25 protein-coding genes are annotated in these 25,553 nt (G+C 67.7%); 15 read left to right on the forward strand and 10 right to left on the reverse strand.

Features of this window, described 5'->3' with window-relative positions:
- Positions 1 to 27: 27 nt before the first annotated feature.
- Together BLS42_RS20340 and BLS42_RS18830 are read right to left on the reverse strand one after the other, a co-directional pair.
- Positions 28 to 177 (reverse strand): hypothetical protein, encoded by a 150-nt coding sequence (locus tag BLS42_RS20340; RefSeq protein ID WP_176803547.1) that lies wholly within the window; start codon positions 175 to 177, stop codon positions 28 to 30.
- A gap of 99 nt (positions 178 to 276) precedes the next feature.
- Positions 277 to 1,647 (reverse strand): LssY C-terminal domain-containing protein, encoded by a 1,371-nt coding sequence (locus BLS42_RS18830; protein WP_090583878.1) that lies wholly within the window; start codon positions 1,645 to 1,647, stop codon positions 277 to 279.
- Between the two features lie 109 nt (positions 1,648 to 1,756).
- Here BLS42_RS18830 and BLS42_RS18835 point away from each other — a divergent pair, with 109 nt between their 5' ends.
- The gene (locus BLS42_RS18835; protein WP_256336580.1) at positions 1,757 to 3,133 is read left to right on the forward strand and encodes a sensor histidine kinase; all 1,377 of its coding nucleotides are present in this window, start codon (positions 1,757 to 1,759) and stop codon (positions 3,131 to 3,133) included.
- On the forward strand, positions 3,126 to 3,806 hold the full coding sequence (locus BLS42_RS18840; RefSeq protein WP_090583880.1) for a response regulator: 681 nt from the start codon (positions 3,126 to 3,128) through the stop codon (positions 3,804 to 3,806). The genes BLS42_RS18835 and BLS42_RS18840 overlap by 8 nt, the downstream gene beginning before the upstream one ends.
- A gap of 78 nt (positions 3,807 to 3,884) precedes the next feature.
- On the opposite strand, the gene BLS42_RS18845 is transcribed toward BLS42_RS18840, so the two are convergent.
- The 5 genes from BLS42_RS18845 to BLS42_RS18865 all read right to left on the reverse strand — a co-directional run bounded on the left by BLS42_RS18845 (position 3,885) and on the right by BLS42_RS18865 (position 10,326).
- Positions 3,885 to 5,330: a S8 family peptidase gene (locus BLS42_RS18845; protein WP_090583881.1), complete on the reverse strand. Its 1,446-nt coding sequence runs from the start codon at positions 5,328 to 5,330 to the stop codon at positions 3,885 to 3,887.
- A 120-nt stretch (positions 5,331 to 5,450) separates the two neighbouring features.
- The gene (locus BLS42_RS18850) at positions 5,451 to 6,809 is read right to left on the reverse strand and encodes an ammonium transporter (RefSeq protein WP_090583882.1); all 1,359 of its coding nucleotides are present in this window, start codon (positions 6,807 to 6,809) and stop codon (positions 5,451 to 5,453) included.
- Between the two features lie 182 nt (positions 6,810 to 6,991).
- On the reverse strand, positions 6,992 to 8,008 hold the full coding sequence (locus tag BLS42_RS18855; RefSeq protein WP_090583883.1) for a CapA family protein: 1,017 nt from the start codon (positions 8,006 to 8,008) through the stop codon (positions 6,992 to 6,994).
- Between the two features lie 32 nt (positions 8,009 to 8,040).
- Entirely contained in the window at positions 8,041 to 8,295 is a 255-nt protein-coding gene (locus BLS42_RS18860; protein ID WP_090583884.1) for a DUF2630 family protein, read from the reverse strand.
- Between the two features lie 156 nt (positions 8,296 to 8,451).
- The gene (locus BLS42_RS18865; protein WP_090583885.1) at positions 8,452 to 10,326 is read right to left on the reverse strand and encodes a Na+/H+ antiporter; all 1,875 of its coding nucleotides are present in this window, start codon (positions 10,324 to 10,326) and stop codon (positions 8,452 to 8,454) included.
- Positions 10,327 to 10,500: 174 nt separating this feature from the next.
- On the opposite strand from BLS42_RS18865, the gene BLS42_RS18870 reads away from it, so the two are divergent.
- The 4 genes from BLS42_RS18870 (at position 10,501) to BLS42_RS18885 (ending at position 13,023) form a co-directional block, all read left to right on the forward strand.
- Entirely contained in the window at positions 10,501 to 11,067 is a 567-nt protein-coding gene (locus BLS42_RS18870; protein WP_090583886.1) for a type 1 glutamine amidotransferase domain-containing protein, read from the forward strand.
- A 249-nt stretch (positions 11,068 to 11,316) separates the two neighbouring features.
- The gene (locus tag BLS42_RS18875) at positions 11,317 to 11,730 is read left to right on the forward strand and encodes a VOC family protein (RefSeq protein WP_090583887.1); all 414 of its coding nucleotides are present in this window, start codon (positions 11,317 to 11,319) and stop codon (positions 11,728 to 11,730) included.
- Positions 11,731 to 11,835: 105 nt separating this feature from the next.
- Positions 11,836 to 12,045: a hypothetical protein gene (locus BLS42_RS18880; protein WP_090583888.1), complete on the forward strand. Its 210-nt coding sequence runs from the start codon at positions 11,836 to 11,838 to the stop codon at positions 12,043 to 12,045.
- A 201-nt stretch (positions 12,046 to 12,246) separates the two neighbouring features.
- Positions 12,247 to 13,023, forward strand: coding sequence for an alpha/beta fold hydrolase (locus BLS42_RS18885; RefSeq protein WP_256336581.1), 777 nt, complete (start codon positions 12,247 to 12,249; stop codon positions 13,021 to 13,023).
- A 25-nt stretch (positions 13,024 to 13,048) separates the two neighbouring features.
- Here the strand turns inward: BLS42_RS18885 and BLS42_RS18890 are convergent, their stop codons facing one another.
- Entirely contained in the window at positions 13,049 to 13,783 is a 735-nt protein-coding gene (locus tag BLS42_RS18890; protein ID WP_090583889.1) for a GAF and ANTAR domain-containing protein, read from the reverse strand.
- Positions 13,784 to 14,134: 351 nt separating this feature from the next.
- On the opposite strand from BLS42_RS18890, the gene BLS42_RS18895 reads away from it, so the two are divergent.
- On the forward strand, positions 14,135 to 15,499 hold the full coding sequence (locus BLS42_RS18895) for a phosphoribosyltransferase (protein WP_090583890.1): 1,365 nt from the start codon (positions 14,135 to 14,137) through the stop codon (positions 15,497 to 15,499).
- A 22-nt stretch (positions 15,500 to 15,521) separates the two neighbouring features.
- Here the strand turns inward: BLS42_RS18895 and BLS42_RS18900 are convergent, their stop codons facing one another.
- Entirely contained in the window at positions 15,522 to 16,202 is a 681-nt protein-coding gene (locus tag BLS42_RS18900) for an SRPBCC family protein (protein WP_218122138.1), read from the reverse strand.
- Between the two features lie 273 nt (positions 16,203 to 16,475).
- Here BLS42_RS18900 and BLS42_RS18905 point away from each other — a divergent pair, with 273 nt between their 5' ends.
- Positions 16,476 to 17,348 carry an NAD-dependent epimerase/dehydratase family protein gene (locus tag BLS42_RS18905; protein ID WP_090583914.1) on the forward strand — a complete coding sequence of 291 codons (873 nt, stop codon included), beginning with the start codon at positions 16,476 to 16,478 and terminating at the stop codon, positions 17,346 to 17,348.
- Positions 17,349 to 17,367: 19 nt separating this feature from the next.
- Positions 17,368 to 18,399, forward strand: coding sequence for an aldo/keto reductase (locus tag BLS42_RS18910; RefSeq protein ID WP_090583891.1), 1,032 nt, complete (start codon positions 17,368 to 17,370; stop codon positions 18,397 to 18,399).
- A 7-nt stretch (positions 18,400 to 18,406) separates the two neighbouring features.
- Here BLS42_RS18910 and BLS42_RS18915 read toward each other — a convergent pair whose 3' ends face one another.
- Positions 18,407 to 19,156, reverse strand: coding sequence for a FadR/GntR family transcriptional regulator (locus BLS42_RS18915; RefSeq protein ID WP_090583892.1), 750 nt, complete (start codon positions 19,154 to 19,156; stop codon positions 18,407 to 18,409).
- Positions 19,157 to 19,296: 140 nt separating this feature from the next.
- Here BLS42_RS18915 and BLS42_RS18920 point away from each other — a divergent pair, with 140 nt between their 5' ends.
- From BLS42_RS18920 to BLS42_RS18945, 6 genes are all read left to right on the forward strand, one after another.
- Positions 19,297 to 20,592: an ABC transporter substrate-binding protein gene (locus BLS42_RS18920; RefSeq protein WP_090583893.1), complete on the forward strand. Its 1,296-nt coding sequence runs from the start codon at positions 19,297 to 19,299 to the stop codon at positions 20,590 to 20,592.
- 127 nt (positions 20,593 to 20,719) lie between these two features.
- Positions 20,720 to 21,673 (forward strand): carbohydrate ABC transporter permease, encoded by a 954-nt coding sequence (locus BLS42_RS18925; protein WP_090583894.1) that lies wholly within the window; start codon positions 20,720 to 20,722, stop codon positions 21,671 to 21,673.
- Complete coding sequence (locus BLS42_RS18930) at positions 21,670 to 22,563, forward strand: carbohydrate ABC transporter permease (protein WP_090583895.1); 894 nt, start codon at positions 21,670 to 21,672, stop codon at positions 22,561 to 22,563. Before BLS42_RS18925 ends, BLS42_RS18930 begins: the two co-directional genes overlap by 4 nt.
- A 7-nt stretch (positions 22,564 to 22,570) precedes the next feature.
- A complete protein-coding gene (dgoD, locus tag BLS42_RS18935) occupies positions 22,571 to 23,719 on the forward strand; it encodes a galactonate dehydratase (protein ID WP_090583896.1) in 1,149 nt (382 codons plus the stop codon).
- 83 nt (positions 23,720 to 23,802) lie between these two features.
- Positions 23,803 to 24,474, forward strand: a complete 672-nt coding sequence (locus BLS42_RS18940) for a bifunctional 4-hydroxy-2-oxoglutarate aldolase/2-dehydro-3-deoxy-phosphogluconate aldolase (protein WP_090583915.1) — start codon at positions 23,803 to 23,805, stop codon at positions 24,472 to 24,474.
- On the forward strand, positions 24,474 to 25,493 hold the full coding sequence (locus tag BLS42_RS18945; protein ID WP_176803549.1) for a sugar kinase: 1,020 nt from the start codon (positions 24,474 to 24,476) through the stop codon (positions 25,491 to 25,493). The genes BLS42_RS18940 and BLS42_RS18945 overlap by 1 nt, the downstream gene beginning before the upstream one ends.
- The last annotated feature ends 60 nt before the right edge of the window (positions 25,494 to 25,553 follow it).

The raw sequence follows: 25,553 nt of genomic DNA on the forward strand, positions 1-25,553 counted from the left end.
GGGAAGGGGCCGGGGCACGGGGGACCGTCAAGGCACCGCGTCCGGCTCGTCGTCGATGTCCGGGCCTTCTGCCGGATCCTGGGAGTGGGCCCGGTCGTCAAAGGGTTCAGCCGTTGCATCACCCTCGGCGGGAGTCTCGCTGTGGGCGCGCTCCGGCGCTTGTGAGTCTTCGCTCATGTCCGCTCCTCTGCTGCGAATCCTGCGGTGGTTGTCGGCTCTTGAACATCTAGCTCCCGCAGCAAGAGGGCTGTCAAGGCCTCCCGGATCCTTGGAGTGTTAGAACGGTGCCCGGCCCCCGGGCCGGCTGGAATCCCGCTTGGGTTCCTTGCGGGGGCGCAGGGCATAGTCGCGGGACCGTTTACTCGAGAGCGCCAGAAGCAGCAGGATGTCCAGGGCCAGGCCGGGGAGATTTGACTGCAGCGTGATGTCGGGACCGCCGAGGAAGACATCGAACGCCTGAAGGCCGATGGCCACGGTGCTGAGGGCCATGGCCACCGTCCGGGCCCAGTGTCGGCCGAGGAACACAAACCAGGCCAGCAGGATCTCGGCCAGGGCAAAGAGCAGGACAACCACCGTGGCGGCGGTGACGGCCAATTCCGCCTGCGCCTCCGTGACGGCCGGGCCGGCCACAGGCTGCATCAGCGAGCCTACGTGCGCGTCCTTGAAGAGCACCATGGACATGGCCAGCAGGGCAGCCGCCGCAGCGCGTGCACCGACGAAGACCGCCCCGACAATCGTGGCCGCCGGACGCCTGTTGCGGCTGTCGCTCGGGGGCCCGTCGCTCGGAGGCCAGACCTTCACGTCCGGCGCCGCGGCGATGTTGCGGAGATCGACGATCGGGAGATCACCGTCGGTAATGATGGTGTCGCCGCCGCCGTTGCGCGCGTGATAGCCGGTTGAAAAGTCGCGAATCACCCGGAGCCCGGCCGCGGGGTCGGCTTCGGTGATGGCTCCGACCACATGGTCGCGTTCGGCGTCGGTATTCTCATCGATCTTGTGGGTGATCTGCAGGGTAAACAGGGACAGCCCGACGCTGTGGTCATACGTGCCGGCGGCCAGCCAGTCGACGGCCAGCCCGCCAGGCAGCAGCCAGCCGGGCGGGCAGCGCCAGAAACGGACGTGGTGCCGCTTGCCTGGGGTGCCGTCGACTTCCAGCTGATAGGCAAAATCCTGCTGGCGGCCGAACAGGAACAGGGGACTGACCGGGGCCTGAAGATAGCTGCGGCGCCGGAGGGTGGAGGAAACGATTCGCCTGCTGCTTGCCAGCGTCACGTCGTCGGCCAGAGTCCAGCCCGCGGACTGCATCACGCCGTGAATCTGCGGTTCTGTTCCCAGCAGGGCCACGTTCACGGGATCTCCCAGCAGCCCGTCGCTGGTGCGCGCCCGGCCGATGAAGTAGTCGGGAACATAGAGCCGGGTCAGGATCCGGTGCAGCCGGGGGAGGACCAGATAGGCGAGCAAGCCCCAGAAGATGAAGAGGAACCAGACCTGAGCCCAGCCCCATTGGAAGCTCAGCTGCACCAGCAGGGAGGTCAGCCACACGGCCGAGATGCCGCCCACCACGAAGAAGACGGTGTCCAGTGCTGAATACGGCACCGCCTCGGCGGGGGCCGTGACCTCAACCGCTGCCTTGGCCATGGCCGTCATACTACGCTCACCAGCGGCGGCTGGCTCGAAAGATGAATCTTCTAGCCCCAAGGTGGAGCGCGGCCGGATTTGACCGGCCGGTGACCGCCGCCGTGGATAGGGTGACAGCATGGAACCACTACTGAAAGTTTTGCGGCATTGGGGCGCCCCCGCGGCGGCCGTTCTCTTCTTCTTCCTATGGTGGGCGGCCGAGGCCGGCAGGATGGGGCCCGGCCCCGGCCCTGGTCTAGATAATTGGTCAGGGAGCTGGCCGCTGGCCCTGATGACACTGGCGATTGCCACGGCCGCCTGGAAGCCCTATGTGTCGCTCGGATTCACGGCAGGGCTGCTCGCGGGCCAGCTCGGGCACGCCATTCCCGCGATGTATGACAACGACTGGGCCATCTACCTCGGGGCGTTTGTGGCACTGGCCTTCATCCAGTGGACTGCCGGGCGAAGGACACGCTTCATCGCGGCCGGCGCCAATATGGTGTTCGCCGGCGCCATGACATTCCTGATGCTGTCTTGGCGCTACAGCGACGGCGTGGGTTGGTTTCCGCCGACGTATATGGGCGACCGGTGGAAGCTCCAGGATTATGGCTGGCAACTGTTTGCCCTTCTCCTGCTGATCGCGGCAGCCTGTGCCGCAGTCGGGCTGGCACTGGCCCTCTACCAGGAGCGCGGCAGCCTCTTCCGGGCCCGGACCCTGGCCCAGACCAGCCTCCGGCAAGCCGAGGTGGACCTGATCGTGGAGCAGGAGCGGACGCGGATCGGCCGGGACCTGCACGATGTCCTGGCCCATTCCCTCGCAGTGATCGCGGCGCAGGCGGACGGCACCCGCTACCTGAGCAAGGACCAGCCGAGGGCCGTGTTGAACGCCCTGGAAAACATCGCGACGTCGGCCCGGAGCGCCCTGGTGGACGCGCAGCGCGTCATCGAGGGAGTGCACGACGACGGCATGGTTGCGCCCCAGCCCCGGCTCAGCGACGTCGGGCCGCTGGTCGCGCGCATGCAGGACAGTCTCGCCATCGAACAGAGCGAGTCCGGTGCGGCCGCCGGGCTCTCCGCCGGTCAGCAGCTCGCGGTCTTCCGGATCATCCAGGAATGCCTCACCAACGCCCTGAAACACGGTGGCCGGGGCACCGCAGTGCGGTTGCACCTGGACTGGAGCGGCCCCGGGCTGACCCTGCATGTGGCGTCCGGGATTCCGACCGCGGCGGACAGTCCGGACTCCGCCGCTGAAACGCGGGTGGGCCGCGGCCTCGCTGGGATGCGGGAACGCGCCCATCTCGCAGGGGGCTGGATGACAGCCGGTCCCGACGGCGAACAGTACCGGGTGACCGTCTTTATCCCCTACGGCACCATGATTGACGGCAGGATGATTGGCGATGCCGCCGCCGATGCCGCTTCCGGCGCCGTCACTGGCGCGAAGCCAGATCTGGTTCCCGCGGGACATCCTGCAGCACGCCCGGACGTGTCGCTGGAGGAAGCCGGCCACCGTGGCTGATGCCGGGGCGGCCATCACGGTGGCGATCGTCGACGACCAGGGGCTGTTTCGTGCTGGAATCCGGATGCTGGTGGAAAGCCAGCCGGACATGGCGATGTCCTGGGAAGCCGGCGACGGCGCGCAGGCGGCGGCATTCGCCGTCGAACGGTGCCCCGACGTGATGCTCATGGACCTGCGCATGCCGGTCCTGGACGGCATCGGCGCCACACGGCGGATCGTGCAGCAGGCGGAGGCCGCGGGCACCGGGGCGCCGAAGATCATCGCCCTGACCACCTTCAACCGGGACCAGGCTGTGGTCGACGCCGTGCACGCCGGGGCCAGCGGCTACCTGCTCAAGAGCGCCGAACCGGAGTTCCTGCTCGCCGCGATCCGGACCGTGTACTCGGGGTACTCCGTGATCGCGCCGGGATCAGTCCAGGACCTGTTCCAGCATGCCGCCCGGACCGTGCCGGCCGGGGGACCGGACCTGTCCGTGCTGGAAGTGCTCTCGGCCCGGGAACGGGACGTCTTCCTGCTCGCGGCCAAGGGGCTGGCCAACGGTGAGATAGCCGGAAGCCTCTTCGTTTCCGAGGCGACCGTCAAGACACACCTCAGGAGTGTGCTGGGCAAGCTGGGGCTCGGGACCCGGCTTCAGCTGGTGGCCTTCGCCTATGAGCGCCGGCTCCTAGGCTGAGACCGCCGGCTGAGACCCGCCAGCTGAGACCCAGCTGAAACCCTCCGCTCCGCGGCCAGCGGCCTCATGCCCGATCCGTCAGAAGCTCGTCGTCTGCGTCAGGTAGCCGTAGAAGTGCGACGCGATCGGGTGGACAGGATCGCCGACGAAGCCGTAGTCGTGGTGCCGCTTCGTGTACGACTTCGTCAGGTGCAGGTACTGCTCCATGACGTCCTCGGCTGAACCCGTGCAGGCGTTCTGGCTGATGCACAGGGCCACGGACCCTGCCACGGCCGGGCTGGCGAAGCTGGTGCCGTTGTTTACGTTGTAGCCGCCGGGCCAGGTGGAGAGCATGCACATTCCGGGCCCGGAGACCGTGTGGGCCTCGTCCGCGCTTGTGGTGGCGAAGTTGGAGAAGAATGCCGGCTGGTCATCCTTTTGCCCGTACTTCGAAAAGTCGTCGGGGCCGCAGGTCGCGGCTGCTTCGCCGCCGGCCTTTCCATCGAAGTCGCCCATGGCGGTGGCGGTCAGCACCTGGTCGTAGGTGGCCGGCACTGTGTTGGCGAAGTCCTGACCCTCGTTGCCGGCCGCGACGGCGTACGTGACGCCGGCCTTGACAGAACGGCAGATGGCGTAGTGCATCGGGTCCGTGCCCTTGCCGCAGTTGGGCGTGTCCGCGGCGCCGCCGGCGATGCTGATGTTGGCGACGGCGATGTCGTTGTCCTCGTTGTCGTCGTTCCGCGTCGAGGTCACCCAGTCAATGGCGCAGATCAGGCTCTGTTCGGAGATCAGGCCGTTGTCGTCAACCACCCGGACGGACCACAGCGGGGTACCCGGGGCGGTCCCGATGACGCCTAGGCGGTTGTTCCGGGCGCCGATCACTCCAGCGACAAATGTCCCGTGCCCCAAAACGTCAACGGGAGTGACGTCAACGGGCGAGCCGGACTGGCAGTCAACCCCGCCCTTGACGTTCAGGTCCGGGTGGGTCGCATCGATGCCGCTGTCGATCACGGCGACGTTGACATTGATCCGGTCCGGCCCCCTGTCGAGGGCCTTTCGGACGTCTGAGTCGGTTCCAGCGATCCGCTTGCGCCAAAACGGTGTTTCCTGGGTGGCCGCGGTCCCAAGGTCCCGCGGTTGCTGGAATGTTCGGCTCGGAGTGACGAAGTCGACTTTAGGGTCGGCCTGGAGGCGTTGCACCTGGGAAGCGGTCAGGGAGGCTGAGTAGCCGTTCACGGCGTTGCGGTAGACCTTCGCAGCCGTGAATCCGTAGGCGCTTTGCTGGGCAGCTGCCGCGGCGCCGGCGTCCACGACACCGTCCTTGAGCACCACAATGTAGCTTTGCGCCGACGCGGCTGCTGACGAGGGGGCAGCCGCCACCAGACCGAAGCCGGCGACCAGCGCAACGACCGTGAGCGAGGCCAGTGCGCGCCGGAACCGAAGTCGGTCCGGTCTGGGAAGGGCGCTGCGCCGGTGTCTGCGCGGGACCCGCGCCACCGATGTTAGCTGCGGGTCTGATGCCTTGCGGCTGGCTTGGCTGAACATCGTGGCCTCCCATTAAGCGAGTTCGCTAATTCGAGTGCCCCCCGCCCATATCTTAAGCCTCCGGCCGCGTCTTACACCCGGGTCCTTTGGAAAAACTTGTGCAGCCGCTCGACCGCTGCCTCAGACCAGACTGTCCACCTTTGCGGCTGCGGGTACGTTCTCCGGCGCCCGGGCGGCCGCGTGGGCTGCCGTCGCGGCGTGCACCGCGTGCGCCCCGCGGACGTGGTGACCGAACGGGCTGAACCGGCTGAACCCGAGTTCGGCAAAGGCATAGGCGGTCTCGGCGTGCTCGGACCGGTCCACTCCGGCGAGCTCGTCCTCGCGGCTGACCCGGAACCCGATCGTCTTGTGGATTGCGAGTCCGATCACCGTCGTTCCGAGGCCGGACACCGCCACCGTGATGAGGACGGCCACGGTCTGCGCGATGAGCTGGTGGAGCCCGCCGCCGTAGAACAGCCCGCCGCCTGCACCTTCCACCGGGAGGGCAATGAAACCCAAGGCGAGCGTGCCGATGAGGCCACCGCCCAGGTGGACGCCGACGACGTCGAGCGAGTCATCGAAGCCAAACTTGAACTTCAGGTCCACGAACACCACACAGGCCGCACCGGCCACGAAGCCCAGGCACAGCGCGGCCAGGGGGCTGATGTTGGCGCATGACGGAGTGATCGCCACCAGGCCGGCAACGGCGCCGGACGCGGCGCCCAGGGAGGTGGGATGGCCGTGGCGGACCTTCTCCGCGACCAGCCAGCTGATCATGGCAGCGGCGGGGGCTGCCAGGGTGTTCACCCAGATCAGGCCGGCCTGCTCCACGGTGGTGGCCGCGCCGGCGTTGAAACCGAACCAGCCGAACCACAGGATGCCCGCGCCGAGCATGATGAAGGGAATGTTGTGGGGGCGGTGGCCGGGGTCCTTGCCGAAGCCATGCCGGTTGCCCAGGATCAGGACCAAAACCAGGGCCGCGGTTCCGGACGCGATTTCCACCACGGTGCCGCCGGCGAAGTCGATGACCTGGCCGAAGACGGCACTCACGGCACCGCCGGCACTCATGAGGCCACCGCCCCAGACCATGAAGGCCAAGGGGCAGTACACGAGGGTGATCCAGATGGGAACGAACAGGGCCCACGAGGTGAATTTCGCGCGGTCCGCGATGGCGCCGCTGATAAGGGCCACGGTGAGGATGGCAAAAGTGGCGCTGTACCCGGCCTTGATCAAGTCGGGCGAACCGATGAGGCCGCTCAGGCCGAAGCTGGCGAACGGGTTGCCGAACACGCCGAGGACGCCCTGCCCGGTGCTCATCGAGTAGCCCCATAGGACCCACACCACGCCGACAATCCCGACGGAGACGAAACTCATCATCATCATGTTGAGCGAGGCCTTGGCCCGGGTCATGCCGCCGTAAAAGAGGCCCAGTGCAGGGGTCATCAGCAGAACGAGCGCCGCCGAAACAATCATCCAGACGCTTCCAGCAGTGAGTTCCACCGGCGGGTCCCTTCTCGTCAGTCTTCCGTACCGGGACGCGTCGCCGCCGGCCCCCCGATCCGGATTCAATCGTCGCGGAGCCATGTTTCCGGCAGTGGGGCGAAAAGTTGCGGGCACGTTACGGGAATCGCGGCGGCGTGAAGTTCGCGTGACCGGCATGTTTCAGGAATGTAAACGGGGCCTCATGCATCCGCCGGTTTGTCGAGCGGAATCTCGAGGCAGCGGCCGGGCGCGTTCCAGCTGCTCAGCGTGCCCAGATGGCCGCTCAGCCGCTGCATCCGGGCGGCAATATCGGGCGCCGACCCCCGGGCCAGCCGGGCCTGAAATCCGGCGATGATTGTGGGATACAGCCGAAGCGTGCGCGGTGCGCTGCCGGCAGTGTCGAGCATGAACACGAAGGACTGGTCATTGCGCTCGACGGGGTCCACGGCATAGTCGTCAACGAAGTCCCCGGCGCTGTAGATGATGGGACGGTTCCGGTGGATCCCGACGCCGCGGAAAATGTGCGGCGAGTGGCCGAACACGAGGTCGGCTCCGGCATCGATCAGGTCCCGGGCGAGGTCCTGATGCCGGGCCGGGACGTCGTAGCCCCAGTTGCCGCCCCAATGGGCTGACACGATGAGGAACTGGACGCGGGCCTTGGTCCTCCAGACCAGGTCCAGTAGTCCGTCCAATCGTGCCCCGCCCCGCCGGCCGCCGCCGTCATCGAGGGTGCCGTCCTCCACCGGAACGTAGTAGACCCCGGGAGCCGCGGCGCTGGCCTCCCAGTCGGGCTGGTTGTCCGTGAAGGCAATGAATCCGACGGCGACGGCGCCCACCCGCCGCACGGCCGGCCGGCGGGCGGCGTCCAGGTCCGGGCCGGCCCCGGCATGCAGGATGCCGCGGCTGTCGAGGGCCGGCAGCATTTCCCGGAACGCATCCTGGCCGAAATCCAGGACGTGGTTGTTGGCGAGCGAGACGACGTCGATCCCGGCGGCGAGGAGGCTGGCCACGTTCTTCGGGTCCGAGCGGAAATGGAAGACCTTGCCGGGCTCGGGCTCGCCGCCGGACGCCAGGACGCACTCGAGGTTGGCGATGCGAACGTCCGCCTGCCGCAGGAGCTCCAGCGTGTCGCCCCACGGATAGGCAGGCCTGGCCGTTGCCAGGTGCCGGTTCACCAGGCGGCCCAGCATGACGTCTCCCAGCAGCGCAATCTGCATGGCCAACCAGTCAGGTCAGGTCATGGCCGGGGCTAGCTTTGGTAGCCCTCGACCTCGCTGACCGGCCGCACCTCCGCCTCGTCGGGGTTCTCGCCGTAGTCCTTTTTGGCGCGCCGCTGGCGGAGCAGGTCCCAGCACTGATCCAGCTGTTCCTCCACCTGCTGCAGCCTGAGGATGTCCGGGGCTCCGGCCCCGGCCCCGGCCCCGGCTGCCTGCGAGCCTTCGCGGAGGCCGTGTTCTTCCTCCACGAGGGCCTTGATGCGCTCCAGGATGTCTTGGTTGTCCACGGTGTCCTCATTTCGTCCGACGGCGGCGGGTCCCCTTCTGTTCGCGGGTCCCATTCCAGCGTGTCCCTCTCCAGCCTACGGAGGGGACGGGGACGTGAACAGGGCTCTGTACTCAGTTACGGCACGCGGCACGGCGCCGGGTCCGGAGCCTATGTCCTAGCCAAGGAGCTCGTCCGGGTAGCACCAGCGCCAGTCCTCGCCCGGCTCGACGCTGCGCATGACGGGGTGGCCGCTGAGCTGGAAGTGTTTGTAGGCATGGGTTCCCGGGGAGGAATCGCAACAGGCCACGTTCCCGCACTGCAGGCACATCCGCAGGTGAACCGTCGTCGTCCCTTCCCGTACGCACGCGGCACAGAAGGGGCCCGGCGGGACGGCCGGATCCGCGGCGGACTCCAAGTGCGGGCACACGCCGCGGGGCCGGGCAATTCCCTCGCCTCCGGTGCCGCCGTCCGCGTCTGGTTCTTCCAATGCGGCGTCCAGCATGGACTCTTCGACGTCGAGGCGGTCAAGGACGTTAAGCAGGACCTCGTGCGCGTACCCGCCGCCGCGCCGCAGCTCGAGGACCTTTGCACGCTCGGCGTCCAGCATCGCCAGCCGGAGTTGGGCGTAGCGCTGGCTGGGGGTGACATTTTCCGCGGACGGCCGTCCCAGCCGCTCCCATGCGGCCAGCCCGCGCTCCTGGGTTCGCCTCTTCAGCATCGCCACGACTTCCGGCGGGTCGGCGTCCGAGCGCAGTTCCTGGAGCCGCTGCACGCCCGCCGCCGTCGCCATCTGCATCAGCGACGCCTCGTTGAGCGCGTCCTCGCGCGCGTCCGGTCCCCTAAGATGCAGCCGCCGGACCAGGGCCGGGAGGGTCAGGCCCTGCAGGGTCAGCGTGCCGGCCACCACCACGAGGGCCATCAGGATCAGGACGGACCGGTGCTCCAGCCCTGCCGGCAGGACCAGGACGGCGGCAAGAGACACCACTCCGCGCATGCCGGCCCAGGAGACGATCACCGGAACTTTCCAGGACGGCGCGGGATCCTTGCGGCCGACCGCGGGAATGAGCCGCGGCAGGTACGTTGCGGGGAAGACCCAGACCGGGCGCAGGACCAGCACGGCCAGCAGGACCGCGGCGCAGCCGAGCCAGATCCGTTCTGGCCCCAGCGAGTCATCCCGGACGCCCTCGATGATGGTCCGGACCTGCAGCCCAATGAGGAGGAACACAGAGTTCTCCAGCAGGAACTGGACCGTGTGCCAATTGCTGCGCTGGCTCAGCCGTGCGGCCCCGTTCGGCATGGACGGCGCCTTGGTTCCCATGATCAGCCCGGTGACGACGACGGCCAGGACGCCCGAAGCGTGGATCGCTTCCGCCGGGAGATAGGCCACGAGCGGAGCGATCAGGGAAATGGAGGTGTTGATGGACACATTGCGGATCCGTTTGCGGAGCGCGGTGAGCACGAAGGCCGCGGCAATGCCCACCACCAGGCCCCCGCCGGCCGCGAGGAGGAAGCCGCCGGCGATCTCCGCGGCGGAAACGGTGCCGGCGATGGCGGCGATGGCGGCGCGCAGGCAGACCAGCGCGGTGGCGTCGTTGACCAGCGATTCGCCCTCCAGGATGGTGACAATCCGGCGGGGCATGCCCACTTTTCGGGCAATGGCGGTCGCGGCGACGGCGTCCGGCGGCGCGACGACGGCGCCCAGGGCCATTGCAGCTGCCAGCGGGATCTCGGGGAACAGCCAGGCGACCACCAGCCCGACGGCGACGGTGCCGAAGATGACGTAGCCCACCGACAGCAGGCCGATGGAGCGGCGGTTGGAACTGAAATCGAACAGCGAGGTCTGCAGCGCCGCCGCGTAGAGCAGCGGCGGCAACAGCCCGACCAGCACGAGTTCGGGGTTCAGCTCGATGGGCGGGACAAACGGGAGGAACGAACACGCCACCCCGGCCAGCACTAGCAGGAAGGGGACGGAGACGTTGATCTTGTGCCCCAGCGCGCTGCAGGCGCAGACAACGGCGACGAGGGCCAGCAGCCCGAGAGCGACTTCCATTGGCCCATTCTCTCAGCTTCACGCCCGGTTCCGGCGGGGTTTCTGGAGCGCATCATCAGCTTGCTTATGACTTGGCGGGTTCCTAGAGTTGAGACTGCAAGCCAGTGAGATTCCGCGCTGGAGCCGGGCACGGACGGATGCTGCCCGGCCCGCGCCCGGGTACGAGGAGGACACATGTCAGAGCACAATATTTCGGGCAAGAAAGTCGCGTTCCTGCTCACAGATGGTGTGGAGCAGGTGGAACTGACCAGCCCGTGGAATGCCGTGAAGGAAGCCGGCGGCGTGCCAACCCTGGTCTCGCCCAAGAGCGGCAAGCTGCAGGGCTTCAACGGCACGGAAAAGGGCGAGACGTTCGCCGTCGACCTCGCCGTCGCGCGGTCCGACGCCGCCGATTTCCACGCCCTGGTCATTCCCGGCGGCGTTGTCAACGCCGATCACCTCCGCGTCGACAAGGACGCCCAGGCGTTCACCCGGGCCTTCTTCGAGCAGCACAAGCCCGTCGCCTCCATCTGCCATGGCCCGTGGATGCTGATCGATGCCGGCGTGGTTAGCGGCAGGAACGTGACCTCGTATCACACGCTCCAGACGGACCTCAAGAACGCCGGCGCGAACTGGACGGACGAGCAAGTGGTGGTGGACCAAGGCCTGGTGACCAGCCGCAGCCCGCGTGACCTCCCGGCCTTCAACGCCAAACTTCTTGAGGAAATCGCCGAGGGGGAACACGCCGGCCAGACGCCGTGACCTTGTGAGCGCGCTCCTTCCCGGTTGCTTCGCCACCCGGGCATGGCGACGCCCGGATTTCCGGCCTTTCCAGCGGCCGACGCCGGTCCCGGCCCCGAGTAACCGGGCAGGAGCCGGGCCCTCGTTAACGAAACGGTCACGTGAAGACACCTACCCATGGCAGTGTCTTTGCGGCAGGATATGCCCTGTAACGTGCACCGTCGTCGTTGCCGTCCCGGCCGGCGCCCCAAGCAGCAAGGAGTTTCGGACATGACTACGCTCAATCCTTACCTCGGCTTCCGCGACAACGCGAAAGACGCGATGACCTTCTACCAGTCGGTGTTCGGCGGGGAACTGACCATGAGTACCTTCGCCGAGTACCATGCCAGCGAAGACCCGGCGGAGCAGGAAAAGATCATGCATGCCCAGCTCAGGACGGACGGCGGCATGGTGCTCATGGGGGCAGACACGCCCAACAGCATGGACTACACCCCCGGCAGCAACTTTTCCGTGTCCCTTAGCGGGTCCAACGAGGCCGAGCTTCGCGGCTACTTCGACAAGCTGGCCGACGGCGGCACCATCGCCATGCCGCTCGAAAAGGCACCCTGGGGCGACATCTTCGGCATGTGCAAGGACAGGTTCGGCGTGGACTGGCTGGTGAACGTCGGCTCCGAGCCCGCCTAGAAAGGGCTGGCGCCGGCGTCCCGACCCACGCCCCTTGGCGCTATCCTGAATGCAGCCAGGACAGCGCCGGCTCGAGTCCATCCTCCTGGCCCAGAGAGGCATGAAATGACCGACAAGCTGCACCTCAGTCCGGACGATGAATTCCCCGAGGACCTCAGCAAGGTCGCGGACAAGGATCTTCAGGTCCTCGACAGCCAAGTCGAGCGCCAACTGGACTATGAGTACGTGGTCGAGGGGGAGCCGAACCCGGAGACGGAATTCCGGCACTATGACCTCGATGCGGAATTCGAAGAGCGGGACAAGCGGGACACCTGATCCGCCGGGACCATCCCGGGCGGGTCGGATGTCGCGCATGGCGTCCGGGATTTAGTCAGCAGGCTTACTAGACTGGGCTGACCACTTCGCTAGAAACGAGCCCTCCATGATCCCGGCTGCTGCCACGCGGTCCCTGCCGTCCCCATGCTCCGTGCCGCGGTCACGCAGGGCATGAGAGAACCGGTCCGCTTGGAGATTTCGGTGGCTGGCCACACCGGCCACGTCTTCGCCTCGCGGGAAATGGCCGGCGGGGCCTTGCCCGCGTCTCGGCCCGCCGTCGTGCTCATCCATGGAATCGGCGCGTCCCACCGCTATCTGCGCCGGCTGCACCGGCTCCTGGCCGGTTCGATGGAGACCTACTCCATTGACCTGCCGGGTTTCGGCGGTACGCCCAGACCCGGGAGCACGCTTTCCATTGCCGCCCACGCCCGCTACATCCTCGGCGCCATGGAACAGCTTGGTGTTCCGGAATTCGTGCTCGTGGGGCACTCGATGGGAACACAGTTCGCCACTGAGGCGGCCCTCCAAGAGCCCGGCCGGATCTCGAATTTAGTTCTCATGGGGCCCGTGGTGGACCCCAGACGCGGCACCGTGGCGCAGCAGGCCCTGGCGCTGGGCCGTGACTGCCTGTTCTACGAGAGCCCCTCCTCGAACGCCCTAGTTTTCACCGACTACCTGCGCTGTGGCCCCGCCTGGTACGTCAAGACACTGCAGCTCATGATGGCGTACCCCATGGAGCAGAAGATCACCGGCGTCAGCGCGCCGGTCCTCGTGGTGCGCGGTGCCAACGACCCCGTCGCGGATGCGGACTGGAGCCGCCGGCTGGCCGGGCTCGCCCGTCGGGGGCAGCTGCTTGAGGTGCAGGGAACCGGGCACGTCGTCCAGCACAACCGGGCCCTCGAAGTGCGGGACGCGATTCTGGCGTTCACCGGCCTTGGTGCGGCAGCGGGCGAGCCGCTGTCGGGGAGCCCGGCGTGACCGCACGGGTTGCTCCAGGACCGGGTTAGACCTCGAAGTGAGTCCGGGTAGGGCCTTGACCGAGTGACTCGACCACACCGGACGCGACGACGTGCAGCTTGATATTCCGGGCGCTTGATGCCGACTTCAGGAGCTCGAACGCCTCGTCCTGGCTGCAGCGGTTCTGCGCCATGATGATGCCGACGGCAACGTCGATCACGGTCCGCGTTTCCAGGCTGGCCTTGAGGTTGGCGGCCGTCTCGCTGCTGTGCGCGAACCGGACCGCGAGCCGCAGGGCCATGGATGTCTGGTGGACGAAATCACGGGCCAGAGCCGTGGCGCGGTCATCGAACCGGCCCGGCCGGTGCGAATACAGGTTCAGGGCGGCGCGGGTTTCGCCTTCCAGCAGGAACGGCAGCGCCAGTATGGACCGGAAGCCGTGTCCGCGCACCGTAGCGGCGTACTGCGGCCAGCGACCATCAAGTTCAAGGTCCTCAACGTGGACGGTTTCCTGTTCCCGGGAAGCTGTCATGCATGGGCCGTCGCCGAAGGTGTACTGGATTTCGTCCATGGCCTGCGCGGCGGGGCTGCTGCTGGCGACGGTGGCCGCCTTCCGTTCCCGCAGGAGCGTGATGCCGCACAGGATCTCGTCGCCGGGCTCGGACAAGCTGCGCGCGGACACCCGAGCGAGCCCGCCGAGGAAGTCCTCGACATCGGAGCTGCTGAGCACCAGTTCATGCAGCTGCTGGTTTATTGAATTTGCTGTTGACTCGCTGACCACTTGTCTGTTGTGCCGTTTCACTCAGGTCAAGACGACCCGGCGGTGCTTCCCACCGCGGCAAGTGGCGGATACGGCAGCGGCCGGATCGAAGAACAATCCAACGGCTCGCTGCAAAACCGTACCGAGAGATTATATACATCCGAACCGCTGCTCTTCAGCCGTGGACCGGGTCGACACGCAGGCGCAAAATCGGGCACAAAGGCCCTCACAGGGCTTCGGCCGCGGGCGGATAGTTGGAGGCAGCGGCCACCTGGTTCATTTCGGGTTTGGGGAACCCGCAGGAGCGCACCAGTTTCAGCAGCACACGACTGATGGCCGATGGCCCACGTTTCGACTTGAAAGCCATATCCCATGAGCATTTTTGAAGACAGGGTCGACGCCGGCAGGCAGCTCGGCCGGCGTCTGGCGGAATTGCGTGGCCAAGACATTGTGGTCCTGGGCCTGCCGCGCGGCGGCGTGCCCGTAGCCTTCGAAGTCGCCGCCGCCCTGGACGCTCCCCTGGACGTAATCGTGGTGCGAAAACTCGGACTTCCCTACCAGCCGGAGCTCGCCATGGGGGCGATCGGTGAAGGCGGTGCCAGGGTCCTGGACGAGCAGGTCCTGGCCCATTCACGGGTCGGCGGTGAGGAACTGCAGGCCGTTGAAGAGCACGAACGCGCCGCCTTGGAAAACCGGCTTATCCTGTTCCGGAAGGGCCGGGTCCGGCAAGACCTGACCGGACGCATCGCGGTGATCGTCGACGACGGGATTGCCACCGGCTCCACCGCCCGGGTGGCCTGCCGGGTCGCCCGCAAACAGGGCGCGGCACGCGTGATTCTGGCCGTTCCCGTTGCCCCCGCGGAGACCCTCGCCGACCTGACAGAACCGGACGAAGTGGTCTGCCTGGCGACGCCGCGCCAGTTCACCGCCGTCGGTTATCACTACCGGGACTTCTCCCCGACTGACGACGACGAAGTGCTGCGCCTGCTCGATCTTGCGGCCAAACGCGTCGGTACCGCTCCGCCGCCCTTCTGGGCCTCGGCGGCGGCCCGCGCCGACGGCGCCGCCGATGTCGACGAGGAAGTAGAAATCCCGTCCCGCGGGGTGCGGATCCAGGCGCAGCTCCATCTTCCGGTGCCGGCCCGGGCCGTGGTGCTGTTCGCCCATGGCAGCGGCAGCAGCCGCCACAGCCCCCGGAACCGCTATGTGGCCGGCCTCCTGCAGCAGGCCGGTCTCGGTACGCTGCTGCTGGACCTGCTGACCACCGCGGAGGAGCGCAGCCGCGCCAACGTCTTTGACATCGAACTCCTGGCCCGCAGGCTGTCCGCAGCAACGGACTGGCTTTCCACCCGGGCCGACACGGCCTCCTGCACTGTGGGTTACTTCGGTGCGAGCACGGGCGCCGGGGCTGCTCTGTGGGCGGCGTCGGAGCCGTCGGCGCGGATCGCGGCTGTCGTGTCCCGCGGTGGCCGACCCGACCTCGCCGGCCCGCGGCTGTCCGCCGTAACAGCGCCTACGCTCCTGATTGTGGGGAGCCTGGACCAGGAGGTCCTCGAGCTCAACCGCCGGGCGAAGGCGGTGATGCGCAGCCCCAGCCAGCTCGCTGTTGTGCAGGGGGCGACGCACTTGTTTGAAGAACCCGGCACGCTCGCGGCGGCGGCCATCCTGGCTCGGGACTGGTTTGTCGACTACATGCTGGCCCCGAACGGCGCCAGTCCGCGGGCCGCGGGGGTGTGAGGGTGGCCGCGGGCGTCGGACGCTAGCTCCGGTGGCCCTCTGCCCTGGACTGGATCCCCAGGAGCATCCGCCGCTCCATCAGGAACTGCATAGGTTCCAGCAACGTGCGCAGGGCCAGTCCCTCGGCCAGGGGCGAGTAGTCGTACCGGGTGCGGGACAGGAGCCTGGTGGCCTGGGGACCGGCAGGCCGCAACACGAACGTCCAGCCGATGTCGAGCCGGCGCCCGGTAGGACGTACGCCGGGCGGCGACATCTTCCCCGTGCGCAAGTTTATGGATCCGCCCAGCCCCAGTACAGCCCCGGACTCGAGAAGCCTGACCGGCAGGCCGCCGTCGGGGGACAGCGGCACGATGTCGCCCACGTTCAAATGCTGCAGTTCCGGGAGAACCCTGTCCGCACTCCGGATGCCCAGACCCGTCGATTTCTCGAGCCCATCGTAGGAGTAAAAGCCGCCGCGCCCGGCGCCCAGCTGAACAAGCCACGGCCAGACGTCCGAGACCGGGGCCGCAATAGTAACCGCACGGGTGCTTTGCATGCGCGGGACGGGCACGATCTCGTCGCCGGCGAGCGGCCCGGCAGCCTCCTGGGTGGTGGCCCCCCAGCGAAGCAGCCGTGGACGGACAGCCAGGACGTATGCGGCGCCGGCCGATGCCGCGGCCATTGCCGCGAGCGGTCCGCGCAACCGGCCGGGAGCACGCGCCACCGGCCGCCTTGCCGGCGGGTTTCCTGGGTGGTTCATTCCCTGGTCCGGTGGACTCGACGGGCGTCCGCGCCCACGACAATGCGCTGGTCACGGTTCATGGCCCCCAGCCTGCCCCCTGGTCCGGGGACTGCCTAGGGTCGAAAGTCATGCGGGGCTGGGCACCGTGGCCCCCTCCCTTTAGGGTGGAACGGTGACTGCCGGCACCGGACCAGGTGCCGGACTATGTGCCGGACCATGACGGTCAGCAAAAGCCTGCCACCCGAGGAGTTCCTGATGAGAGTTGCTGTTACCGGAGGAAGCGGAAAGCTGGGCCGAAGCGTCGTGCGCCGGCTGAGCGATGACGGGCACCAGGTGACCAACCTGGACCGGACGGGCGCGCGCGGCCGCGGGTTCACGGAGGTGGACCTGCGCAACTACGGCCAGGTGGTGGATGTGTTCCTTGGCCTGGAGGACCGCCACGCCGGCTTTGACGCGGTGGTGCACCTGGCCGCGATTCCTGCACCGGGCCATGCCCCTGATGCCGCCACATTCGAGAACAACATGCAGTGCACCTACAACGTGTTCCAGGCCGCCCGCCGGGCAGGGATCAAGAAAATCGTCTACGCGTCCAGTGAGACCGTGCTGGGGCTGCCGTTCGACGTCGATCCTCCCTACATCCCGGTGGACGAGGACTACGCGGCCCGGCCGGAAAGCACGTATTCGCTGGTCAAGCACCTTGAGGAGCAGATGGCCATCCAGCTGACCCGCTGGGACCCCGTGTTGAGCATCACCGGCCTGCGGTTCTCCAATGTGATGGACCCGGAGGACTACGAGGAGTTCCCCTCCTTCGACCACGACGCGAGGCTGCGCAAGTGGAATCTCTGGGGCTACATTGACGGCAGGGACGGCGCGCAGGCCGTGGCCCGCGCCCTGGCGCACGGCAAACCCGGCTTCGAGGCGTTCATCATTGCCAACCAGGACACCGTGATGAGCCGCTCCAGCGCCAGCCTCGCCGCCGAGGTGTTCCCCAACGTCAAGGTGGTCAAGGAGCTGGGCGAGCACGAGACCCTGCTTTCGATCGACAAGGCGAAGCGGCTGCTGGGCTACGAGCCCGAGCACAGCTGGCGGACCTACCACTCGCTGCGCACCACCCCCACGGAAGACTGACCCCAACTCGAGGAGTTCCATGCAATACCGCACCCTGGGCAACAGCGGCGCCGTCGTCTCCAACTACGCGCTGGGCACCATGACTTTTGGCGCCGAGGCCACCGAGGAGCAGTCCCGCGTCATCCTGGATGACTACTTCGCGGCGGGCGGCAACTTCATCGACACCGCCGACGTCTACAGCTCGGGGGTGTCGGAGGAAATCATCGGCCGGTGGCTGGCGGACCGGCCCGACGTCCGGGACCGGGCGGTCGTGGCCACGAAGGGCCGCTTCCCGATGGGCCAGGCCCCCAACGACGTCGGAACCTCCCGCCGGCACCTGGTCCGGGCGCTGGATGACTCGCTGCGCCGGCTGGGCGTAGAGCAGATCGATCTCTATCAACTGCACGCGTGGGATCCGGTCACGCCCCTCGAGGAGACCCTCCGGTTCCTGCACGACGCCGTCACCAGCGGCAAGATCGCCTACTACGGCTTCTCCAACTTCCTGGGCTGGCAGCTGACCAAGGCAGTCCATGTGGCGAAGGCCCATGGCTGGAGTGCCCCGGTGACGCTGCAGCCGCAGTACAGCCTGCTGGTCCGCGAGATCGAGTCGGAAGTTGTGCCAGCCTCGCTCGACGCCGGGATTGGGCTGCTGCCGTGGTCGCCGCTGGGCGGCGGGTGGCTTTCAGGCAAGTACAAGCGCGACCAGGCGCCCGCCGGGGCCACCCGTCTCGGCGAAAATCCGAAGCGGGGGATGGAGGCCTGGGAGGCCCGCAACGCCGATCAGCGCACCTGGGACGTGATTGCCGAGGTGGAGGAAACCGCCGGGCGCCATGGCGTGAGCGCATCCCAGGTGGCGCTGGCCTGGCTGGCGGACCGGCCGGCGGTCACCTCGGTGATCCTGGGCGCCCGCACCGCCGCGCAGTTGGCGGACAATCTCGCGGCAGCGGATCTCCGGCTCACCCCGGGCGAGACGGAGCGGCTGACCGAGGTCAGCCGGCCGCGCGTCGGCGTCTATCCGTACGGGCCCATGGCCCAAGAGCAGCGCAGCCGGAAGCTCGAGGGCGGCCGCTAACCCAGCGTTAGATCCCGGGGGAGGCGGGGCCGCCGGCGTGATAGCTGGACCAGATGTCGCCCATTTCCTCGGTGGACTGCTCCACGATCCTGCTCATGGCCGCGTGCGCCGCGTCCGCCTCGCCGCGCTGGATGGCGCTGGCCACATCCACATGCAGCTGCAGGGCTTCGTGGTGTGGCAAGTGCGGCATGAGGCCGTGCTCGGTGCGCCCAGTCAGCACCTCCGTGACCAGGTTGTGCAGCTGGGAAAACATGGCGTTGCCGGACGCCCGGAGCACCGCCGCGTGGAAGTCGATGTCGAGCCGGAGGAACTCGTCCCGGTCCCCGCGCTGGCCGGACGCCCACAGCCTTGCGGCCAGGGAGACGAGGTCGCTGCCGGCATCCCAGGATGCCCTCTCGGCGGCGAGGCGGGCAGCCTGTGGTTCGATTGCCCCGCGGAGCTCGTTCAGGGCCTGCAATTGCTGCAGCCGCTTTGAGGATGCGAGCCGCCACCGGATCACTTGGGGGTCGTACGCGTTCCACGATTCCTCCGGCTGCACCACCGTCCCCAGCCGCCGCCGCGACTCCAGCATTCCCTTGGAGGACAGCACGCGGGTGGCCTCCCGCACCACGGACCGGGAGACGCTGTGCTGGGCCTCAATCTCGTCCAGGCGCAGGATCGAGTGTGGCGCCAGCGTCCCTTCGGCGATGGCCAGCCCCAGATTCTGGACCAGCACGGCATGCAGGTCTGCTGTTGGCTCCGCCTTTGGAGTTTTCATAAATAAATCATACTGGGGGGCCACAAGGGCTTGTATAAATCTGCTTTATTTACCTAAGATCGCTTCCAGAGCAGATGTAAAGATGCATTTGCGGCCGGCTGGACCGAGACGCCCAGCCCTGAAAACCAAAGGAAGTCGTAATGAAGCGACGTTCAATTGCGAAGTACGCGGCTGTCGCCGCGGTCGTGTCCCTGGGGCTGACTGCCTGCGGCGGCGCCAGCGGCAGCAGCGATGCCAAGACGTCCGGCACCGTCCGGGTCACCCTCGCGAACCACGTCTGGACCGAGGGCATCAAGGCGGCCATTCCGGAATTCGAGAAGTCCAGCGGACTCAAAGTCGAACTGACCCAACTGGGCGAAGACCAGCTCTCTGACCAGTACAACGTCAAGCTCAACGCCGGCAGCGACGAGATCGACGTGATGATGTACCGCCCGCTCCAGGAAGGCAAGGCGTTCGCGAAGAACGGCTACCTCGCGGACCTGACGTCCAAGGTCTCCTCGGACGCCACGTGGGACTGGAAGGACTACCAGGAGGGCCCGGTCAAGGCCACCACCGTTGACGGCAAGGTGGTCGGCGTCCCGATCATCACCGAGCGCGAAGTCCTCTACTACCGCAAGGACCTGCTCAAGGCCGCCGGCCTGGAGGTTCCCAAGACCATGGACGAGCTCGAAGCCGCAGCCAAGGCCATCAAGGCTTCCTCCCCGGGCACGGCCGGCTTCGTGGCCCGCACCGGCAAGTCCGCCGCCGTCACCCAGTTCTCCAGCTTCCTGTACAGCTTCGGCGGCGACTTCACCGACGCCAGCGGCAAGTCCGCCGTCAACTCCGACGCGGCGAAGAAGGCCTACGCGTTCTATGGCGGTCTGATCAAGAACTACGGCCCCGCCAACGTCAGCACCGACATGAGCTGGCCCGAGGCGATGGCGATCTTCACCCAGGGCAAGGCTGCCTTCTACACGGAGGCCGACTCGCTCTACAAGAACGCCACCGACCCGGCCAAGTCCAAGGTCGCCGACACCGTCGGCTTCGCCGCACTGCCCGCCGGCCCCGCCGGTTCCAAGCCGTACAACATCCCGTCCTGGGGCCTCGCCGTCAATGAGGCTTCAAGCAACCAGGACAACGCCTGGAAGTTCATCCAGTGGGCCACCAGCAAGGAACGCACCCTCGAAGCACAGAAGGCCGGCGTCCCCGGACCGCGCGCCTCAGTCTGGGCCGACCAGGCCGGAACCTCCACCTACCCGAAGGACCTCGCCGAGGCCATCTCCGCGAGCGCCAAGAAAGGCGTCGGCCATGACCGTCCCCAGGTTGTCACCGTAGGCAAGGCCCGCGAAATCGTGGGCGGCCCGATCGTCGCCACCATCACCGGTTCTGACGGTTCCGCCGCGGCCGACACCGCGAACGACGCCTTCCAGAAGTTCCTGGACGGCGAAAAGAAGTAGCGCGGCCGGCGCGCTACGCGCCTGCTGACCTACGCGCCTGACGCACAATCCGCCTGGCGGGACGGCAGTCCGCTGCCGTCCTGCCACGGCCAGCTCTTCACTTCACCCCCAACTCCTTAGGTGAACCATGTCTGTATTGACCCCTCCACGCAGCGCGCCAACCCGGCAGGCCGCCCGCACACCCAGTGCGGGCGAGAACTTCTCGGGCTGGGCCAACCGGCACCGCAAGTGGCTCTTCGCCGCCCCCGCCATGATCTTCGTCGGCGTCCTGATCGTCTTCCCCCTGGCCTGGACCCTGTACCTGAGCCTGACCGATTCGCAGGGCTCTGTCCGGGCTGCCTCCGAGTTTGTCGGCCTCCAGAACTACCTCACTGTCCTGTCCGACGTCGAACGCTTCTGGCCCGCCGTCGGCCGCACGCTCAGCTTCACCGGCGTTGCCCTCATCTGCGAGGTGGTGCTCGGCATGTGCATCGCGCTGCTGCTGTGGCGCCCGTTCCGCGGCGAAAAGTGGGTCCGCGTGGCCATCCTGCTTCCGCTCGTCGCCACCCCCGTGGCGGTCGGCATGATGTGGCGGCTGATCTTCGACCCCAACATCGGCTTCGTCAACCAGCTGCTCGGCATGGTCGGCATTCCCGCCCAGCCCTGGCTCTCCGGCCAGGACACGGCGCTGGGCACCACCATCTTCATGGACGTGTGGCAGTGGACCCCCATGGTGGTCCTGATCCTGCTGGCCGGGCTGACCTCCCTCTCCGAGGAGCCCGACGAGGCGGCCCGGATGGACGGCGCCAACGCCTTCCAGCGCTTCTTCTTCATCACGCTGCCCCTCATGATGCCGACCGTGATCGTCGCCATCCTGCTCCGGGGCATCGACGCCCTGAAGACCTTCGACATCCTCTACGCCACCAAGGGCAAAGGCGGCGGATCCTTCCACGAAGTGGAGACGCTCAACGTCTACGCCTACGGGCTGAGCTTCGACTACAACCAGTACGGGCTCTCCTCCGCGGTGCTGATCCTGTTCTTCATGATCATCATCGGCTCGATGTGGCTGCTGACCATGCGCAAGAAAGCGGTAAGCAAATGACCGTCCTGACCGAAGACACTGAACCCCAAACCGCCCCCGCCGAGGCGGCCAAGACGGCGCCGCGCCCCCGGAAGCGGCTGGGCACCCGCGCGTACAAGGTGTTCCGCGTCGCCGCACTGGTGGCCGTGGTGCTGTTCCTGATCGCCCCGCTGTTCTGGATGCTGCTGGCCTCCCTCAAGACCAACGTGGACATCTACGACACCGGCAAGTCGTTCTTCTTCACCCCCACGTTCGAGAACTACGCCAATGTGCTGCAGCGGAACAACTACTTGGTCTTCATCTTCAACAGCTTCTGGGTGGCCTTTGTCTCCACGGCCCTGTCGCTGGTCCTGGGCGTGCCGGCTGCCTACGCCATGAGCCGGTTCACGATGCACCGCTCGGCGCTTGTGGTCCTGATGGCCCGCGTCATCCCCGGTGTCTCCCTGCTGGTGCCCTGGTACTACGTTTTCTCCAACCTGAAGATGGTGGGCGGCTTCGAGGTCCTGATCCTCAGCCACATGTTCGTCGCGCTGCCGCTGATCGTGTACATCATGATGAGCTACTTCGATTCCCTGCCGCTGGAGCTGGAGGAATCGGCCCAGGTGGACGGCCTCACCCCGATCGGCGCCTTCCGCCGCATCACCCTGCCGCTCTCCGTAGCCGGCATGGCCACCGCCGGCATCCTGTCCTTCATCTTCTCGTGGAACAACTTCATGTTCGCCTTGGTGCTCTCCGGCTCCAAGACCAAGACCCTGCCGGTCGCGATCTTCGACTTCGTCTCCTACGCCAGCATCGACTGGGGCGGACTCATGGCGGCCGCCACCGTGGTCACCATCCCGATCATGATCATTGCGCTCTTCACGCAGAAGTACATCGTCTCCGGCATGACCGCCGGCGCGACCAAGGGCTAGGCAACAGATGACACTCATCAGCAGGATTGAAACGTTCCTCGTCGCGCCGCGCTGGCTCTTCGTCCGGATTGAGACGGACAGCGGGATCGTCGGCTGGGGCGAGGCGAGCTGCGAAGGCCGCAGCGAAACCGTGCGAACCGCCGTCGACCAGCTCTCCGAGCTGCTCATCGGCAACGATGCGCTCCGGATCGAGGACCACTGGCAGGTCATGACCAAGGGGTCCTTCTACCGCGGCGGGCCCATCCTGGCCAGCGCCGTGTCCGGCCTGGACCAGGCCCTTTGGGACATTGCGGGCAAGCACTTCAACACCCCCGTTCACCAGCTTCTGGGCGGCCACGTCCGGGACCGGATCCGGATGTACGGCTGGGTGGGCGGGGATGAGCCCAACGAGGTGGCCGACCAGATCAGCGCGCAGCTGGCGGTCGGGCTGACCGCCGTCAAGATGAACGCCAGCGGCCGGATGAGCCCCATCGCCTCGGTTGCCGAGCTCGACGGCGTCGTCCGCCGGGTGGCCGCGGCCCGTGAGGTCCTCGGCGACCACCGCGACGTGGCCGTGGACTTCCACGGCCGCTTCAGCCTCGCCAACGCCCGCCGGGTGGCGCCGCTGCTGGAGCCGTACCGGCCCTTTTTCCTCGAAGAACCGGTGGTCCCGGAAAACACGCACCTGCTGCGCGAGTTCACCTCCTCCACGACGACGCCGGTCTCCACCGGCGAGCGGCTCTACAGCCGGCAGGAATTCCTGCCCGCGCTGCAGGCCGGCATCGCCGTGGCCCAGCCGGACCTCTCCCATGCCGGCGGCATCACCGAGGTCCGCAAGATCGCCTCGCTCGCCGAAATCTACGAGGTCCAGCTCGCCCCGCACTGCCCGCTGGGCCCGCTGGCCCTGGCCGCCTGTCTGCAGGTCGGCTTCGCGACGCCCAACTTCCTGATCCAGGAACAAAGCATCGGCATCCACTACAACCAGGGCGCCGAAGTCCTGGACTACGTGGTGGACAAGTCCCCGCTGAAGTTCGTGGACGGACACATCGAACGGCTCACCGGCCCGGGCCTGGGCATCGAGATCGATGAGGCCGTGGTCCGTGCCGCGGACAAGCGCGGCCATGCCTGGCGCGGTCCCGTCTGGCGGCACCCCGACGGCGCCTTCGCCGAATGGTGAACGCCGGAACGGTAAACGCCGGAACGGTGCACGCCGGAACGGCAAACACTGTCCTGTTCGCCTCGACGAAGGAGAAGCCTGACATGGAGAACAACCTGACGCCCGAACTGCTGCTGGCCGGCATCCGGGAGACCCGGCTGGTGGCAATTGTGCGCGGCACGGATGGGGCCGCCGCCGCGAAAGCAGCCCTCGCTGCGATGGAGGAAGGCTTCCGGTACGTCGAAATTGCGCTCACCACACCGGGGGCCCTCGAGGCGATCCGCGAGGTCCGCGCGGCCGCCCCCGCGGACTGCTTCGTCGGCGCCGGAACGGTGCTGACGGCCCAGGACGTGGACCGGGTCGCCGAGGCGGGCGGCCAGTTCATGGTGACCCCGTCGCTGGCCGAGTCGATCGCCGAATCGGCCCGGCTGGGACTGCCTGTGCTGGCCGGTGCGCTGACTCCCAGTGAGGCCTACGAGGCCATGAACCGGGGAGCCACCGCCGTCAAGCTGTTCCCCGCCTCGATCGGCGGACCGGGCTACCTCAAGGCGCTCCGCGATCCCTTCCCCGGGATCCCGTTCATCGCCGTCGGTGGCGTCGGGCTCGGCGAGGCCGCGGGCTACTGGGACGCCGGCGCCATCGCCGTGGGGCTCGGCGGACCGCTGTTCGGCGACGCCGGCTCCGGCGGCGACCTCGCCCCGATGCGGGAACGGGCCCGCGGGTTCGTGGCCCTGGCCGCGGAGTTCGGCCGCCAGCGCGCGGAGAGCCTGCGGTGATGGCCGCCGTCGACCGCGCTTCCGTCCCGCAGGCCGTTGATCTTCTGACCTTTGGCGAGTCCATGGTCTCGCTGCGGTCCACCGGTCCGCTGTCCGCCGGCGGCAGCCTGGGCATGCACGTAGCCGGCGCGGAATCGAACGTGGCCGTCGGCGTCGCCCGGCTCGGGCACAGCGTCACCTGGGTCGGGGTGGTCGGCGCCGACCCGCATGGCGAGTACATCCTGCGGCAGCTGCGCGCCGAGGGGATCGGGCTGCGGCACCGGACTGACGCCGCGCGCAACACCGGGGTGATGTTCCTCGAACAACGCACGGCGGATGTCACCCGGGCCTTCTACTACCGCGCCGGTTCCGCCGGGTCCACCCTCGGCCGGGAGGACCTGGACCGTGCCTTGACGGCCGGTGCCCGGATCCTGCATCTGACCGGCATCACTGCCGCCCTCAGCCCCGACGCCCGGAAGGCCGTGGAGTACGCGGCCGAGCGCGCCGCCGCCGACGGCATGGAGGTCTCCCTCGACGTCAATTACCGCAGCAAGCTCTGGTCCCGGGAGGAGGCCCGCGCTGTGCTCGCGCCGCTCGCCCGGCACGCCAGCATCGTGATCGCCTCCGACGACGAACTCGGGCTGGTCGCGGCTGAGGTCGGGGCAGGCCCGGCCAGAACATGGGACGCCGACGCCGGTGCGGACGCCGAAACGGCGATGGCAGCCGAACTGCTGGGCCGCGGGGTCCGGGAAGTCGTGGTCAAGCGCGGTGCTGCCGGCGCCGGCGTGCACACCGCCGACGGGCGCTGGGAGGCACCCGCCGTGCCCGTGACCAGCATCGATACCGTGGGGGCCGGGGACGCCTTCACCGCCGGCTACCTTTCGGCCCTGCTCGACGGCGCCGACGTTGCCGGCCGCCTGCAGCGCGGCGTCCTGGCGGGAGCGTTTGCCGTCAGCACCGCCGGTGACTGGGAAGGCCTGCCCGGCCGCGCGGAACTGGCACTGCTCGGGAGCACACCGGGCGGAACCACGCAGCGCTGATCCCCTCGCCGGGCGGCTGACCCCATCCCGGGCGGCTGCCCGGGCCGCCGGCCCTTCACC

It is taken from the genome of Arthrobacter sp. ov407, from assembly GCF_900102895.1.
Lineage (GTDB): Bacteria > Actinomycetota > Actinomycetes > Actinomycetales > Micrococcaceae > Arthrobacter.

Excerpts from the sequence above, each read along its gene's own strand:
- BLS42_RS18910 (WP_090583891.1), top strand. The coding sequence starts at position 17,368 with ATGCAATACCGCACCCTGGGCAACAGCGGCGCCGTCGTCTCCAACTAC.
- BLS42_RS18865 (WP_090583885.1), bottom strand. The coding sequence starts at position 10,326 with ATGGAAGTCGCTCTCGGGCTGCTGGCCCTCGTCGCCGTTGTCTGCGCC.
- BLS42_RS18930 (WP_090583895.1), top strand. The coding sequence starts at position 21,670 with ATGACCGTCCTGACCGAAGACACTGAACCCCAAACCGCCCCCGCCGAG.
- BLS42_RS18845 (WP_090583881.1), bottom strand. The coding sequence starts at position 5,330 with ATGTTCAGCCAAGCCAGCCGCAAGGCATCAGACCCGCAGCTAACATCG.
- BLS42_RS18920 (WP_090583893.1), top strand. The coding sequence starts at position 19,297 with ATGAAGCGACGTTCAATTGCGAAGTACGCGGCTGTCGCCGCGGTCGTG.
- BLS42_RS18895 (WP_090583890.1), top strand. The coding sequence starts at position 14,135 with ATGAGCATTTTTGAAGACAGGGTCGACGCCGGCAGGCAGCTCGGCCGG.
- BLS42_RS18940 (WP_090583915.1), top strand. The coding sequence starts at position 23,803 with ATGGAGAACAACCTGACGCCCGAACTGCTGCTGGCCGGCATCCGGGAG.
- BLS42_RS18830 (WP_090583878.1), bottom strand. The coding sequence starts at position 1,647 with ATGACGGCCATGGCCAAGGCAGCGGTTGAGGTCACGGCCCCCGCCGAG.
- BLS42_RS18855 (WP_090583883.1), bottom strand. The coding sequence starts at position 8,008 with ATGCAGATTGCGCTGCTGGGAGACGTCATGCTGGGCCGCCTGGTGAAC.
- BLS42_RS18870 (WP_090583886.1), top strand. The coding sequence starts at position 10,501 with ATGTCAGAGCACAATATTTCGGGCAAGAAAGTCGCGTTCCTGCTCACA.
- BLS42_RS18945 (WP_176803549.1), top strand. The coding sequence starts at position 24,474 with ATGGCCGCCGTCGACCGCGCTTCCGTCCCGCAGGCCGTTGATCTTCTG.
- dgoD (WP_090583896.1), top strand. The coding sequence starts at position 22,571 with ATGACACTCATCAGCAGGATTGAAACGTTCCTCGTCGCGCCGCGCTGG.
- BLS42_RS18915 (WP_090583892.1), bottom strand. The coding sequence starts at position 19,156 with ATGAAAACTCCAAAGGCGGAGCCAACAGCAGACCTGCATGCCGTGCTG.
- BLS42_RS18925 (WP_090583894.1), top strand. The coding sequence starts at position 20,720 with ATGTCTGTATTGACCCCTCCACGCAGCGCGCCAACCCGGCAGGCCGCC.
- BLS42_RS18880 (WP_090583888.1), top strand. The coding sequence starts at position 11,836 with ATGACCGACAAGCTGCACCTCAGTCCGGACGATGAATTCCCCGAGGAC.
- BLS42_RS20340 (WP_176803547.1), bottom strand. The coding sequence starts at position 177 with ATGAGCGAAGACTCACAAGCGCCGGAGCGCGCCCACAGCGAGACTCCC.
- BLS42_RS18905 (WP_090583914.1), top strand. The coding sequence starts at position 16,476 with ATGAGAGTTGCTGTTACCGGAGGAAGCGGAAAGCTGGGCCGAAGCGTC.
- BLS42_RS18835 (WP_256336580.1), top strand. The coding sequence starts at position 1,757 with ATGGAACCACTACTGAAAGTTTTGCGGCATTGGGGCGCCCCCGCGGCG.
- BLS42_RS18875 (WP_090583887.1), top strand. The coding sequence starts at position 11,317 with ATGACTACGCTCAATCCTTACCTCGGCTTCCGCGACAACGCGAAAGAC.